This is a genomic window from Aeromicrobium yanjiei (assembly GCF_009649075.1).
GTDB classification, from domain to species: domain Bacteria; phylum Actinomycetota; class Actinomycetes; order Propionibacteriales; family Nocardioidaceae; genus Aeromicrobium; species Aeromicrobium yanjiei.
Map to the genome: position 1 here is coordinate 3,472,388 of NZ_CP045737.1, position 12,742 is coordinate 3,485,129.

Here is a 12,742-nt window from a genome sequence, read left to right on the forward strand (position 1 = left end):
TTCTTGCCTCGCTCACACTCCGCTCTCAGAACATCCTCAGCGATAGGCGAGAATCTATGTCCATGACCGATTCGAACGATCCGTTCGCCGCCAAGCCGTACGTGCCGCCGGCGGACCGCGACAACAACCCCCACACCGCTGATCCCGAGGCGCAGTCACCGCAGCCCGCGGCCCCGGAGGGAACGACGTCGGACCCGGTTTCCTCCGAGCCCCCCGCGCCGCCCGCACCGTCGGGCCAGGAGCCCACGATCGTGTCCCAGGAGCCGCTGTACTCCGCCCCGCAGGACGATCCTCCGCCCGCGGCGGACGACCACACGCACCGCTACGAGAGCATGGCGTCGGATCCCCAGCCCGCCCAGGGCTCGTACTCGCCCGGCCCCACGGGCCAGCAGGGCTACCCGCAGGGCCAGCAGGGCTATGAGCACACCGCGCCCCTGCCTCCCTTCGCCGGTGACAACGGCGGCAACGCCGGCACCGGGAACGGCGCCGGTACCACGGGCTCCACGCCACCGCCGAAGAAGAAGAACCGGACCGGCCGCGCACTGGCCGGTGCGCTCGCCCTGATCGTGCTGGCCGGCGGCGCCGGATTCGGCGGCGCGTACGTGTACGACCAGACCAACGACGACGGCGACAGCAGCGGCAGCACCATCAGCTCGCTGGACAGCGGCAGCTCCGCCACCGACACCAAGGTCGCCTCCGGCACGGTCACCGCCGTGGCCGAGAAGGTGCTGCCGTCGGTCGTGCAGATCAACGTCAAGGGCCAGCAGGAGTCCGGCTCCGGCACAGGCATCATCATCAGCAACGACGGCAACATCTTGACCAACAACCACGTCGTCGACGTGGCCGGCAACGGCGGCACCATCACGGTCGCGTTCAACGACGGCAGCAACGCCAAGGCCGAGATCGTCGGCACGGACCCCAAGACCGACCTCGCCGTGATCAAGGCCGAGGGCAAGACCGACCTGGAGCCGGCGACCCTCGGCAACTCCGCCGATCTGGTGGTGGGCCAGGAGGTCATCGCGATCGGCTCGCCGTTCGGGCTGGAGAGCACCGTGACCCAGGGCATCATCTCGGCCCTCAACCGTCCGGTGTCGTCCTCGGACGGCAGCGCCACCGGCACGCCCACGACGTTCCCGGCGGTCCAGACCGACGCCGCGATCAACCCGGGCAACTCCGGCGGTCCGCTCGTCGACCTCCAGGGCAAGGTCATCGCGATCAACTCCGCGATCCGCTCCGGCGGCTCGACGTCCGGTGAGGCCGGATCGATCGGCCTCGGGTTCGCGATCCCGATCGACCTCGCCAAGAACGTCGCCAAGCAGCTGCTGGACGGCAAGAAGGTGCAGCACGCCCAGATCGGCGTCAGCGTCGACAACTTCCTCGGCGAGGACGGCATCACCGGCGTCGGCGCGCAGGTCCAGAGCGTCACCGCGGGCGGTGCCGCGGAGAAGGCCGGCATCAAGAAGGGCGATGTCATCACCGCGGTCAACGGCAAGCTGATCCCGAGCTCCGAGGCGCTCGTCGCGGCGGTCCGCGGCTTCAACCCCGGCGAGAAGATCACGCTGACGTACACCCGTGACGGCAAGAAGGCCGAGACCGACGTGACCCTCGGGTCCGACGGCGGCAAGACCGAGTAACGGTCCCCCTCCGAACGGCCCCGGCACTCGTCCCCCGACGAGTGCCGGGGCCGTTCGTTCTCGTCGGAGGTCGTGACTAGCGTGGGGCCATGACGACCGACCGCGATCTCTCGCTGCCCGCCATGCTGGTGACGGTGCTGCTGTGGGCCTCGGCGTTCGTCGCGATCCGCGCGGTGGGCGACACCTACTCCCCCGGGTCCCTGACGCTGGGTCGTCTCGTCGTCGGCGCGATCGTCCTGGTCGCCCTCGCTCGACCCACCGCGGCCACGCTTCCGCGCGGCCGGGTCCTCGGTCTCGTCGCGGTGTACGGGCTCACGTGGTCGGTCGGCTACAACATCGCGCTCAACGCGGCCGAGCGCGATCTCGACGCCGGCACGACGGCCCTGATCGTCAACATCGCCCCCGCGCTGATCGCCCTGCTGGCCGGGGTCATCTTCAAGGAGGGCTTCCCCCGGCCCCTCGTGATCGGCATGCTGGTCGCGTTCGCCGGGGTCGCACTCATCGCGGTCAGCACCGACCGGGGCGCGGGCGACGCCCCCGGCGCGTCGACCATGGGCGTCGTGCTGTGCGTCGTCGCGGCCCTGTTCTACGCCACCGGGGCGCTCGTGCAGAAGCCGACCCTCGCGTTCATGAGCCCCGTGATGTGCGTGTGGCTCGGCTGCACGATCGGTGCCGTGGCCTGCCTGCCGTTCGCGCCCACCCTGATCGACGAGGTGTCGACCGCCTCGGTGCAGGACCTGCTCTGGCTGGTCTACCTCGGCGCGTTCCCGACGGCGATCGGCTTCAGCACCTGGTCCTACGCGTTGCAGCGGATCTCCACGGGCCAGGCGGCCTCGACGACCTATCTCGTGCCGGCCGTCGCGACCCTGATCTCCTGGGCGGTCCTCGACGAGGTGCCGGCCGCGCTCGCATTCGTCGGAGGGGCGCTGTGCCTGGTCGGCGTCGCGATCACCCGGTACCGCCCGCGAGGAGCTCGCCCACCAGCGACGGACGGGGCGACGGCTCGTCGATGAGCTCATGCACCAGGCGCTCGGTCCGGTCCTCGCCGAGGCCGGCGCCGAGCAGGTTGGCGCGCGCCTTGGCCAGCACCGCGGCGGCGTCGACGGGCCGGCCGGCCCCACCGATCACGTCGTCGACCGACGACTCGACCACCCGACCATCGGTCAGGGTCACCTCGATCCGCGCGGGGAACCTGGCCGGGAAGCCGGAGTCCTCCCACACCTCGTAGGAGATGCGGGTCGACAGGTCCAGGCGCTCACCGCCCACCGGCGTGTCGAACAGGTCGAGGTCGACCCGTCCGTCGACCGCTCGGCCCGCCAGGACGTACGGCAGGCTCCAGCGGGCGTCGTGCGGCGTGCGCGGCGTCTGCCGGTCGGCCCACGGCTCGGCGATGACCGGCACCGCACCCCGGGGGACATGGCAGTGGATGCCGGCGATCTCCCCGGCCTCGATCCCCGCGTCCAGCACGAGTCCGAGCGCCTCGACGAAGGGGTGGATGAAGTGGCAGCAGGGGATCAGCTTGAAGGCGGCGTCGGTCAGGTGCCAGCGGTCGCCGAGAGTCGTGAGCTCGTCGCGCAGCCGATCTGGTGCTCCCGGGTCGTCGGCGTAGAGCTGGAAGAAGCCACGCTCCCCCTCGAGCACCCGCGACGGGCCGGTCATCCCGGCTCGGGCGAGCTCGGCCGCCCACAGCCCCGAGTGCGCCGCCCAGGCGGGCTGCCCGGCCTTGACCGTGCTGCCCTCCTCGAGGAAGGCGAAGGTGCCACCGGGCTGGCTGCCCGCGATGCCCAGCGCGTTCACCGCGAGGTCCGGCTCGTCGCCGTGCAGCAGCGACGACACGAGCGCCGCGGCGAACGGTCCCGCCGTCGACGTGGTCTGGAAGCCGCGGGCCTGCAGCGTTCCCGGGCTCGCCTGGCCCATGCGGATGAGGATCTCCCACGCGATCGCGTACGCCGACAGCATCGCGGCCCCGTCGGCGCCCGTCTCCTGCGCGACCGCGAGGGCGGCCGGTGCGAGGGTCGCGCTGCCGTGCATCACGGACGCGACGTGCGTGTCGTCGAACTCGAGGGAGTGGATGTAGGAGCCGTTGACCAGCGCCGCCACGGGCGCGGGCGCCGTGCCGGTCACCCCCAGCACGCTCGATCGGCCGCCTGCGTGCACTCCGCCGGCCAGCCGCGAGAAGCCCTTCAGCGGACCACGCCGAGCGCCGAGCGCCCCGACACCGAGGGCGTCGAGCAGGTGAAGTCGCGCGGAGCCGAGCACCTCGTCCGGCACCGCGCCGTGCAGCGCCTGCGCGCGGGCCACGAGGTCTGCCGTCAGGCTCACCCCGGTCATCGCTGCCACGCCTCGGCGAGCACGACGCTCCACGGCTCTCCGTCCAGCTCCCGCGTGGCGACCACGCGGTGGGCGACGGATGCGAGCCTCGGCGCCGCCGACGTGAGCTGGGTGATCTTGTCGAGCACCTGGTCCTCCTCGAGCGGTCGGTCCGGCCCGCCGACCGCGCTCAGGACCTGGGCCTCGAGCGACGTCGCGGACTCGTCGGTGAGCGTCACCGTGAGACGGGCAGGACGATCGTGCGGGGCGGCCGGCAGCGGCTCGAACGGTGCGAGGCGCACCCGCTGACGCAGGCTCGCGACCGCAGGATCGTCGAGCAGCTCCTCGCCGAACGTCGCCGGGTCGGTGCGGCCCGTGACGAGCACCGCGGCCACGACGTGCGGCAGGGAGAACTTCCCGGCCAGGGTCGTCGTCGGCTGGCGGTTGTCGAGCGAGTAGGCGAGCGGGTGGGTCAAGACGACGACCTCGGCGATCTCGTCGACCGAGCGTCCCTCGAGCGGGCCCTGTGCCAGCTCGAGCGCCGCCTCGAGGGCCGAGTGCGCGTACTGACAGGCCGCGTAGACCTTGTGGTACCCGTCCAGGATCGCCCACGACCCGTGCGGTCCCGCGAGCTCGGAGTCGTCGGCCGCCTGGCCGTAGCCGGCCGCGAACACGTCGACCGGCCCTGTGGGCTCGCCCCCGAGACCCGCCGAGGCGAGGTCGGAGGCGAGGAAGCCGAGCACCGCGCCCGCTCCGGCCCACGCGTTGCGGACCAGTGCGCCCGAGACCGCGTGGCTGAACGGACCCGACATCGACAGGGTTGCGGCCACGTCGACCGCCTGCATCACGCGCGCGGCCGACCCCGTGCGCAGCCAGGTCACGGCGGCTGCGGCACCGATGGGCGACAGCGTCGCGTGCGGGTGCAGCACGAGCGGGCGGGGGGCGGGGAAGGCGCGGGCGAACGCCGTGACGACCTCATAGCCCACCACGACCGCGGCCAGGACCTCCTCGAGCGTACGACCCGTGGCCTCGGCCTCGGCGATGACCGCGGGGACCGTGTAGAGACCGCCGTGGCAGGTCGCGGGACGGTAGCCCTCGTCGAGCTCGTCCCACCCCGCTGCGGCGGCGTTGACCGCGGCGACCTTGTCGCGCGGACCCCTGCTCCCGAGCGCCGTCATCGACTCGCCCGGCGCGATCGGCGACGCGAACGACTGGGCGAGGGCGATGACCTCGGCGTGGGACGCGCCGACGTGCATCGCCGCGAGGTCGTCCATCAGGACGAGGGCGGCCTTGCGGCGCAGCGCGTCGTCGGCCAGCAGCGACCCGGGGGTGACCCCCTCGATGCGGGCGGCGAGGCGTTCTCGCCAGGCGGTCCAGTCGGCGGGCACGCCCGTCACGGCTGCACCGTCGCGGCGATCCCCGCGAGCCGGCCCAGCCCGACCGCCGTCAGGAGCCCGTTGCCCGAGGAGTAGCCACGACCGCCGTGCTGGCCGCTGACCCCGGCGGCCACGCCGCCCACGGCGAACAGGCCGGGCACCGGCGAGCCGCCGTCACGCAGCACGCGCCCGTCGACGTCGATGTCGAGGCCGCCCTGGGTGTGGAACAGGCCTGGCGACACCCGTGACGCGACGTACGGCGCCGTCAGCGGCGCGAGGCCGAAGTCGGTCCGGCCGTGGGCGTCCGGCTGCTCGCCGCGGGCTGCTGCCGCGTAGTCGTCCAGCGTCGAGCCCAGCGCATCGGCGTCGACGCCGATGAGCGAGGCCAGCTCCTCGAGCGTCGCGCACTCCTTGGCGCCACCCATCTCGACGAGCTCGGCGAACTCGTCCTCACGCAGCGTGATGTCGCGGATGCGCGTGTCGTAGACCGCCCAGATCGGCGCCGTGCCCTTGACGACCTCGGCCGCGAACCCGGAGTAGCCGACGATCTCGTCGCCCAGCCGCACGCCGCGCGAGTCGACGATGACGCCGCCCTTCTCCTGCGTCGTCCACGACAGGATCGAGCCGTGGGGGTATGCGACCGCGGCATAGCCCTGGAACGCCCCCTGGTTGCGCAGGCGTCCGCCCAGCTCGAGGCCCCACTCGATGGCCTCGCCGGTCGAGCCGTGCGCGCCGAAGTACTCCAGGCCCGCGAGCTCGGGGGCCCACTGGGCCACGAGCTCGCGGTTGGCCGCGTAGCCGTTGGCGGCCAGGATCACCGCGTGCGCACGGATCGTGTAGCGCTCGGTGCGCTCGCCCTCGACGACCACGCCGCCCACGACGCCGTCCTCGACGAGCAGCTCGGTGACCGGGTTGCCGGTCACGACGTCGACGCCCGCGCGTCCACAGGCAGCCACGAGGTCGTTCGTCAGGTCGATCCCGCGGCGCGAACGAGGCGCGTGCAGCCGGGTGACCGAGTGGCCCACGTGCTTGTAGTCCGTGATCAGCGCGAGCCCGATCTGGTGGTCGTCCACGAGCCACTCGACGAGCTCGGCCGACGTCTCGGCCAGCCGGCGCGTCAGGTGCTCGGCCTCGTGCGGCCCGCTCTGCCGCAGCAGGTCGGCGGTCATGCGCTCGGGATCGTCCTCGACCCCCGCCTCGCGCTGGAAGCGCGAGCCGGCGGCGGGGATCGACCCGGTCGACAAGGCGGTGTTGCCACCGGGAGCATCGAGCTTCTCCAGCACGACGACCGAGGCGCCGGCGTCGGACGCCGCCAGGGCGGCAGCGAGGCCGCCACCTCCGGCTCCGACGACGATGACGTCGACGTCGACTTCTGGGGTGGACTGCTGCGTGCTCATGGTGATTCCTTCCGCCGCCGGGGGCGAGCTGTTTCTACGATCTGGACGGTGTCGCTGTGGTCAGGCGGGCACCTTGGCGAGCAACCCGCCGTCGACCAGCAGCGAGGTGCCGGTGACGAACGACGCGTCGTCGGAGGCCAGGAACGCGATCGCGCCGGCGATGTCCTCCGGCGATCCCATGCGACCCAGGGGGGCCGCCGCTCCCGCTCCGGCTGCCGCGCCCGCAGGATCGTCCTGCGCGTCGAAGTAGCCCTGCAGGTTGGGCGTCAGGATGAAGCCGGGGCACACCGCGTTGACCCGGATGCCGTGCGGTCCGCCGTCGAGCGCCATGGCCTTGGTCAGCGCGAGGATCGCACCCTTCGACGCGACGTATGCCGCATCCTGCGGGAAGGCGGCGAACGAGGCCGTCGACCCGAGGGTCACGATCGAGCCGCCGCGCGGCACCATCGCGGGCCACAGGTGCCGGTTGAGCAGGTACAGGCTCGTCAGGTTGACGTCCATCTGGTGGTGCCACTCGGTCGGGGTCAGGGCGTCGAGCGCTCCGACCACCGTGATGCCGGCGGCGTGCACGACGATGTCGGGCGCGCCGTGCTCCGCGAGCAGACCCGGGACGTGGGCCTCGACATCGGCCTCCGAGGCGACGTCGAACGCGCCGGTGACGGCCGTCGGACCGCAGGTGGCAGCGGCCTCCGCGAGGCGTGCCTCGTCACGACCGAGCAGCACCACCGTCGCGCCCTCGGCGGCGAGCCGCTCGGCCGCGCCCCGTCCGATGCCCGAGCTCGCACCGGAGACCCAGGCGATCTTGCCGTCGAAGCGTCCGCTCATGCGTCGCCGCCCATCGGCAGCGCGGGCTCGCCGGCGGTCCAGCCGCCGTCGACCGCCATCACGACGCCCGTCACGGCCGACGACCACGACGAGGCGAGGAAGGCGATCGTCTGACCGATCTCCTCGGGCTCGAACATGCGGCCCAAGGGGACGCGACGCGAGACCGCGGCGTCCAGCTCCGGCGTCATCTGCTGCTTGGCCATGGGCGTCAGCGTGAAGCCGGGGCAGACCGCGTTGACGCGGATGTTGTCGGGCGCCCAGTCGATCGCGAGCGACCGCGTGAGAGCTGCGACGGCCCCCTTCGACGCCGAGTACGCCGACTGGTCGGGCAGGCTCACGAGCGCCGCCTGCGACGCGACGTTGACGATGGCTCCGGCGCCGGACGCCTTGAGCGTCTCGTACAGCGCCTTGCTCGTGTTGAACGAGCCCACGACGTTGACGTCGTACGTGCGGCGGAAGTCCTCGGGATCGACCTCGTGGGCCGGGAGGTTCGCGGTGATGATGCCGGCGCAGTTGACCAGGATGTCGACCTGGCCGTGCTCGGCGACAGCCGCCTCGGCTGCTGCCGTGACCGACGCGGAGTCGGTGATGTCGGTGCCGACGACGCCGGGAGCCTCGTTGAGGTCCCACGCGATGACCGTCGCGCCGGCGCCCCGCAGCACCTCCACGGTTGCCGCGCCGATGCCGGATGCGCCGCCGGTGACGACGGCGACCTTGCCTGAGAGATCGACCATGATGTCGTTTCCTTTCGTCAGTGCTGGGTTGCGCTGGGGTAGTCGGTGTAACCGCGTTCGCCGAGGGTGTAGAACGTGTCCTCGTCCCACGCGGCGCGCTCGATGCCGTGCCGCCACCGCTCGACCAGATCGGGGTTGGAGATGAACAGCCGTCCGACGCTCACGAGGTCGGACTCGCCCGCCTCGACGATGGGACCGAGGTCCTCGAGCTCGCTGCGGCCCATGTAGCCGGTGTTGATGACGTACGTCGACGACCAGCGCCGGCGCATCTCGACGTGGAGCGTGGACGTCCGCCCGCGCAGGGTGTGCAGATAGGCCAGCCCGTCGTCATTGAGCTCGTCGACGAGTGCGAGGTAGGTCTCCTCGTTCCCGCGGTCGCTCATGTCGTTGAACTGTCCGCCGGGGGAGATCCGCAGGCCCACGCGATCGGCACCGATCCGGGCCGCGACGGCGCGGACGACCTCGACCACGAAGCGTGCCCGGTTGACCGGCGATCCGCCGTACTCGTCGGTCCGCAGGTTCGTCGACGGGCAGAGGAACTGGTGCAGCAGGTAGCCGTTGGCGCCGTGCAGCTCGACGCCGTCGAGCCCGGCCGCGACGGCGCGCTCTGCGGCCGAGGCGAAGTCGTCGATCGTGGTCCTGATCTCCGAGGTCGTCATGGCGCGCGGCTCCAGGGCCGGGACCATCTCGCCGGAGAACGTCGCGACCTCGAGATCCGCGGTCACCGCGCTGGGGGCGAGCAGCTCGCCGCCCTCGGGGAGCAGCGACGGGTGACCGATGCGCCCGGTGTGCATCAGCTGGCAGAAGACCCGGCCGTGGGCCTCGTGCACCGCCGTCGCGATGTCAGCCCACGCGGCCTGCTGGGCGTCCGTGTGGATGCCGGGGGTGTGCGGATAGCCCTGGGCGGCGGCGCTGGGGTGCGTGCCCTCGGTGACGATCAGACCGGCGCCGGCGCGCTGGCGGTAGTACTCGGCAGCGCTGGCCGGCAGGACGCCGTCGACGTCGGCCCGGTTGCGCGTCATGGGAGCCATGACGACGCGGTTGGCCAGCTCGATGCGGCCCAGCTTCCAGGGGGTGAAGATCACGTCAGCCATGGGTGGTTCCCTTCGGGGTGTTCGGATCGACGGCCTGCAGCATCTGCATCGTGTTGTGCAGGGAGGCCGTCAGGTGGCTCTTCATCGCGACGCGGGCGCCTTCGGCGTCGCGCGAGGTCAGATAGGTGATCAGCTCGCGATGCTCCTCGACCGCCTCCTGCGCACGGCGGACCGTGGCCCCGGAGCGGGAGCGGGCGAGACGCAGCTCGACATTGACCTGGGTGACGGCCTGCGCGAGGCGATCGTTGCCCGCGTGCCGCACGATCAGGTGGTGCAGGTCCAGGGTGTCGAACACCCCGGGCCGCCGGCTCTGCCGCACCTCGGACGTCGACTGGTCCTGGAGCCGGGCCAGATCGGCCAGGCCCGTGCGGTCGATCCGCATCGCGGCCAGCTCCGCAGCCTCGCACTCCAGCGCGATGCGCAGCTCGAAGAGCTCACGCACCTCGCCGAGGTCGAGGCTGCGGACGAAGGCTCCTCGGTGTGACTCCAGGGTCACCAGCCCGAGGTGTGCCAGGCGCTGGAGCGCCTGGCGGACCGGGCCGCGGCTCACGCCGAGATCGGAGGCGATCTCGACCTCGTTGAGCCGCGACCCGGTGGGACGTTCGCCCTGCACGATCTGATCGCGCAACCTGGCCTCGACCTTGTCGGCCAGGGTCAGGTTGCTGCGGTCGATCGGCGTGACGCCGTCCCCCTTGAAGCTGTTGTCAGGCATCGATGTTGACGCACACCGTCTTGACGTCGGTGTAGTCGTGCATCACGTCGTGGCCCATCTCGCGACCCCAACCGGACTCCTTCATGCCGCCGAACGGCATCGACGGGTCGAAGACGCCGTAGGAGTTGACCCACACCGTGCCGGCCTGGATCCGCGCCGCGACCGAGTGGGCCGTGGAGACGTTGCTGGTCCAGATGCCCGACGCGAGACCGTACCGGGTGTCGTTCGCCTGCGCGATGACGTCCTCGGTGTCGCTGAACCGCGAGGCCACGACGACGGGGCCGAAGATCTCCTCCTTGATGATGCGGGAGTCGGGCGCCGCGCCCGCGAAGATCGTCGGCTCGATGAAGTAGCCGCGCTCACCGATGCGGGCGCCGCCGGTGACGACCTCGCCCTCGCCCTTGCCGACCTCGAGGTAGCCGCTGACGCGCTCGAAGTGCTCCTTGCTCGCGACCGGGCCGATCTCGCTGGTCGGGTCGAAGCCGTCGCCGACCTTGATCTGGCGAGCCTTCTCGGCCATGCCCGCGACGACCTCGTCGTACACGTCGTCGTGGACGTACAGGCGCGAGGCCGCGGCACAGGCCTGACCGGCGTTGAAGAAGATGCCTGCCGAGGAGCCCGCGATAGCGGCCTCGATGTCGGCGTCCGGGAAGATGATGTTCGCGCTCTTGCCGCCGAGCTCGAGGGTGACCCGCTTGAGGTTGCCCTTCGCCGAGTCGAGGATGCGTCGTCCGGTCGCGGTCGAGCCCGTGAACGACACCTTGTCGACGTCCGGGTGCTCGGCCAGGCGCTGCCCGACCGTCGATCCGTAGCCGTTGACGACGTTGAAGACACCCGGGGGGATGCCTGCCTCGAGCGCCAGCTGGCCAAGACGCAGCGCCGACAGCGGCGTCGCCTCGGCGGGCTTCAGGACGACCGTGTTGCCGGCCGCGAGGGCCGGGGCCAGCTTCCAGGCGCTGATCGTCAGGGGGAAGTTCCACGGCACGATCAGGCCGACGACACCGAGCGCCTCACGACGCGTGTAGGTGTGGAAGTTGCCCGGCGCCGAGATCGGGATCGTGGCGCCCTCCAGCTTGGTCGCGAAGCCCGACATGTAGTGGAAGAGCCCGGCCGCGGACGGCACGTCGCCGCCCTTCGCGAACGCGAACGGCTTGCCCTGGTCCAGGGTCTCGACGCGACCCATCTCGTCGGCGTCGGCGAGCAGCAGGTCACCGAGACGCCACAGGGCTGCAGCGCGCTCATTCGGCTTCATGCGACGCCACGGGCCGTTCTCGAACGCCTCGCGGGCGACCGCGACCGCGCGGTCGACGTCGGCCGCGCTGCCCTCGGCGACCTGCGTGATGACCTCACCGGTGGAGGGGTTGATCGTGTCGAAGACCTTGCCGTCGAGAGCGTCGACGAACTCGCCGCCGATCAGGAGCTTGGTGTGCTCGATGGGCGCGCTGATGTCAGGTGTAACAGTCATGGGTTCTCCTCAGTAGGGCGGGGAAGCGGAGCTGGAGCCGGCCGGCTCAGTGCTCGTGGATCACGACGCCGCGGATGTTGCGTCCCGCGTGCATGTCGGCGACGGCCTCGTTGATCTCGTCCAGCTTGTAGCGGCGGGTCACGAGCTCGTCGAGCTTGAGCGTGCCGTCCTTGTACATCTGCAGCAGCTGCGGGATGTCGGCGGTCGGGTTGCAGTTGCCGTACATGACGCCCTGGAAGTGCTTCGCGAAGTTGGTGAAGTCCTGCGGGTTGATCGAGATGCCCTCGGTGGACTGGCCGACCGAGACGAGCACGCACGTGCCGGACTTGCCGACGGCGCGGAACGCGTCGCCGATGATGTCGCCGTCGACACGGCCCACGGTGATGATCGCGACGTTGACGCCCTGGCCGTTGGTCAGGTGGTCGATGCGGGACTGGGCCTCGGGGATCGACGCGTACACCTCGGTCGCGCCGAAGACCGCAGCCTGGTCGTGCTTGGCCGTGACGGGCTCGATCACGATGATGTGATCGGCACCTGCGTGCTTGGCACCCTGCACCGCGTTGGCGCCGACGCCACCGAGGCCCAGGACCAGCACGACGTCGCCGGGCTTGACGCCACCGTTGACGGCCGCACCGAATCCGGTCGCCACGCCGCACGAGGCGAGGCACGCGAGCTCGAACGGGATGTCCTCGGGCAGCTTGACGGTCTGCATCTCGTGGCACACGAGGTAGTTCGAGAACGTGCCGAGGCGCGTGACGCCACCGACCTGGTTGCCGTCGGCGTCGTGGAAGCGCGGGGTGCCGTCCATGCCCATGCCGGTCTCCATGCCGGCGCCGTTGTTGCAGATGTACTGCATGCCGCGGGCGCAGTACTCACACTGGCCGCAGGCCGGGATGAACAGCGTCGCGACGTGGTCGCCGACCTTGACCTTGGTGACCTTGGAGCCGACCGCCTCGACGATGCCGGCGCCCTCGTGGCCACCGACCATCGGCAGGTCGACCGCGATGTCGCCGGTCACGAAGTGGTCGTCCGAGTGGCACAGGCCGCTGGCCATGACCTTGATGCGGACCTCGTTGTCACCGGGCTCCTGGAGGTCCAGCTCCTGGACCTTCCACTCCTCGTTGAGACGGTGGATGACGGCTGCGCGTGTCTTCATGGTGGTGCCTTTCATGGGGTTCGGGTCTGCGGGTGCGGG

At 71.3% G+C, this 12,742-nt stretch carries 11 protein-coding genes; 2 read left to right on the forward strand and 9 right to left on the reverse strand.

Going from position 1 to position 12,742, the window contains the following annotated elements:
• Window positions 1–62 precede the first annotated feature (62 nt).
• Both GEV26_RS17045 and GEV26_RS17050 read left to right on the forward strand, forming a co-directional pair.
• The gene (locus tag GEV26_RS17045; RefSeq protein WP_153654746.1) at window positions 63–1,634 is read left to right on the forward strand and encodes a S1C family serine protease; all 1,572 of its coding nucleotides are present in this window, start codon (window positions 63–65) and stop codon (window positions 1,632–1,634) included.
• An 89-nt stretch (window positions 1,635–1,723) separates the two neighbouring features.
• On the forward strand, window positions 1,724–2,647 hold the full coding sequence (locus GEV26_RS17050; RefSeq protein WP_153654747.1) for a DMT family transporter: 924 nt from the start codon (window positions 1,724–1,726) through the stop codon (window positions 2,645–2,647).
• Here the strand turns inward: GEV26_RS17050 and GEV26_RS17055 are convergent.
• The 9 genes from GEV26_RS17055 to GEV26_RS17095 are packed head-to-tail and all read right to left on the reverse strand — an operon-like array spanning window position 2,583 to window position 12,703.
• Window positions 2,583–3,965 carry an MmgE/PrpD family protein gene (locus GEV26_RS17055; RefSeq protein ID WP_153654748.1) on the reverse strand — a complete coding sequence of 461 codons (1,383 nt, stop codon included), beginning with the start codon at window positions 3,963–3,965 and terminating at the stop codon, window positions 2,583–2,585. The genes GEV26_RS17050 and GEV26_RS17055 overlap by 65 nt on opposite strands.
• Window positions 3,962–5,341 carry an MmgE/PrpD family protein gene (locus tag GEV26_RS17060; protein WP_153654749.1) on the reverse strand — a complete coding sequence of 460 codons (1,380 nt, stop codon included), beginning with the start codon at window positions 5,339–5,341 and terminating at the stop codon, window positions 3,962–3,964. The genes GEV26_RS17055 and GEV26_RS17060 overlap by 4 nt, the downstream gene beginning before the upstream one ends.
• Window positions 5,338–6,717, reverse strand: coding sequence for an FAD-dependent oxidoreductase (locus GEV26_RS17065; RefSeq protein ID WP_153654750.1), 1,380 nt, complete (start codon window positions 6,715–6,717; stop codon window positions 5,338–5,340). Before GEV26_RS17065 ends, GEV26_RS17060 begins: the two co-directional genes overlap by 4 nt.
• Window positions 6,718–6,777: 60 nt before the next feature.
• The gene (locus GEV26_RS17070; RefSeq protein ID WP_153654751.1) at window positions 6,778–7,542 is read right to left on the reverse strand and encodes an SDR family NAD(P)-dependent oxidoreductase; all 765 of its coding nucleotides are present in this window, start codon (window positions 7,540–7,542) and stop codon (window positions 6,778–6,780) included.
• Window positions 7,539–8,276, reverse strand: a complete 738-nt coding sequence (locus GEV26_RS17075; RefSeq protein ID WP_153654752.1) for an SDR family NAD(P)-dependent oxidoreductase — start codon at window positions 8,274–8,276, stop codon at window positions 7,539–7,541. Before GEV26_RS17075 ends, GEV26_RS17070 begins: the two co-directional genes overlap by 4 nt.
• Before the next feature lie 17 nt (window positions 8,277–8,293).
• On the reverse strand, window positions 8,294–9,370 hold the full coding sequence (locus GEV26_RS17080) for an alkene reductase (RefSeq protein WP_153654753.1): 1,077 nt from the start codon (window positions 9,368–9,370) through the stop codon (window positions 8,294–8,296).
• Window positions 9,363–10,082: a GntR family transcriptional regulator gene (locus GEV26_RS17085; protein WP_153654754.1), complete on the reverse strand. Its 720-nt coding sequence runs from the start codon at window positions 10,080–10,082 to the stop codon at window positions 9,363–9,365. The genes GEV26_RS17080 and GEV26_RS17085 overlap by 8 nt, the downstream gene beginning before the upstream one ends.
• Window positions 10,075–11,547, reverse strand: coding sequence for an aldehyde dehydrogenase family protein (locus GEV26_RS17090; RefSeq protein WP_153654755.1), 1,473 nt, complete (start codon window positions 11,545–11,547; stop codon window positions 10,075–10,077). The genes GEV26_RS17085 and GEV26_RS17090 overlap by 8 nt, the downstream gene beginning before the upstream one ends.
• A 46-nt stretch (window positions 11,548–11,593) precedes the next feature.
• On the reverse strand, window positions 11,594–12,703 hold the full coding sequence (locus tag GEV26_RS17095) for a Zn-dependent alcohol dehydrogenase (RefSeq protein WP_153654756.1): 1,110 nt from the start codon (window positions 12,701–12,703) through the stop codon (window positions 11,594–11,596).
• Window positions 12,704–12,742: the final 39 nt, after the last annotated feature.

Excerpts from the sequence above, each read along its gene's own strand:
- GEV26_RS17045 (WP_153654746.1), top strand. The coding sequence starts at position 63 with ATGACCGATTCGAACGATCCGTTCGCCGCCAAGCCGTACGTGCCGCCG.
- GEV26_RS17050 (WP_153654747.1), top strand. The coding sequence starts at position 1,724 with ATGACGACCGACCGCGATCTCTCGCTGCCCGCCATGCTGGTGACGGTG.
- GEV26_RS17055 (WP_153654748.1), bottom strand. The coding sequence starts at position 3,965 with ATGACCGGGGTGAGCCTGACGGCAGACCTCGTGGCCCGCGCGCAGGCG.
- GEV26_RS17065 (WP_153654750.1), bottom strand. The coding sequence starts at position 6,717 with ATGAGCACGCAGCAGTCCACCCCAGAAGTCGACGTCGACGTCATCGTC.
- GEV26_RS17070 (WP_153654751.1), bottom strand. The coding sequence starts at position 7,542 with ATGAGCGGACGCTTCGACGGCAAGATCGCCTGGGTCTCCGGTGCGAGC.
- GEV26_RS17075 (WP_153654752.1), bottom strand. The coding sequence starts at position 8,276 with ATGGTCGATCTCTCAGGCAAGGTCGCCGTCGTCACCGGCGGCGCATCC.
- GEV26_RS17080 (WP_153654753.1), bottom strand. The coding sequence starts at position 9,370 with ATGGCTGACGTGATCTTCACCCCCTGGAAGCTGGGCCGCATCGAGCTG.
- GEV26_RS17085 (WP_153654754.1), bottom strand. The coding sequence starts at position 10,082 with ATGCCTGACAACAGCTTCAAGGGGGACGGCGTCACGCCGATCGACCGC.
- GEV26_RS17090 (WP_153654755.1), bottom strand. The coding sequence starts at position 11,547 with ATGACTGTTACACCTGACATCAGCGCGCCCATCGAGCACACCAAGCTC.
- GEV26_RS17095 (WP_153654756.1), bottom strand. The coding sequence starts at position 12,703 with ATGAAGACACGCGCAGCCGTCATCCACCGTCTCAACGAGGAGTGGAAG.